The organism is Bacillus sp. LR--39 (genome assembly GCF_053613335.1).
Genome location: NZ_JBSIOT010001141.1, coordinates 1 through 620, shown reverse-complemented (window position 1 = coordinate 620; position 620 = coordinate 1). Strand labels below are relative to the sequence as shown.

Genomic DNA, 620 nt, shown 5'->3' with positions numbered 1-620 from the left:
GACATCGTGGCTGAATATACAAAAGCGGAAAAAATGAACGCGAAATTTATCGACGAGGAGATCACAACACTTCCAAACGGATACCGTTATTTCTATATCGAAGGCCCTGACGGTGAGTGGATTGAGTTCTTTCAGCGATAAAAATAAAGAACGTACATTTTGTGATGTACGTTCTTTTTTTATCTATACCAACTGATATACGTTGACTCATCGCAAATCATAGCTTCCCAGCCCATACGCTGAACCAGGTCATTGATGTTTTTATCTTTTGCTAAGAAGACATTAATGAATGAGTCATATACACTCATAAACACAAAGTCCATTTTCTCATCAGTCAAAACGAGCTCTGCTGCGGCTTCATCAAGAACCGTCCGCAAGTTGGCCTCAGTTATGTCCAAAACGCCGCGGTTTTCCACAATCGGTTCTGCGTAATAAAACCGATTGGATCCGTTCGCACCTAATACCTTTACCAAACTCGGAATATGAAAATTTGAAATATGATCCTCACTGGGATAATAGAGGTCTCCATTTATGTTTTCATGTAACACCTCAGCCAAATCCTCTCTCGCGAACTCGTCCCTTAAAGCGCCTATCGACGTCATTAAAGCCAGCGCCAGCTC

General features: G+C 41.8%; 1 protein-coding gene and 1 pseudogene. One reads left to right on the top strand and one right to left on the bottom strand.

The window, feature by feature from the left end; all coding sequences use genetic code 11:
• Positions 1–141: pseudogene (glxA, locus tag ACWHAR_RS28970) on the top strand (glyoxalase GlxA); the annotation flags it as partial.
• 38 nt (positions 142–179) lie between these two features.
• On the opposite strand, the gene ACWHAR_RS28965 reads toward glxA, so the two are convergent.
• The coding region (locus ACWHAR_RS28965) for a DUF2711 family protein (RefSeq protein WP_452088687.1) at positions 180–620 on the bottom strand (441 nt) is incomplete at its 5' end.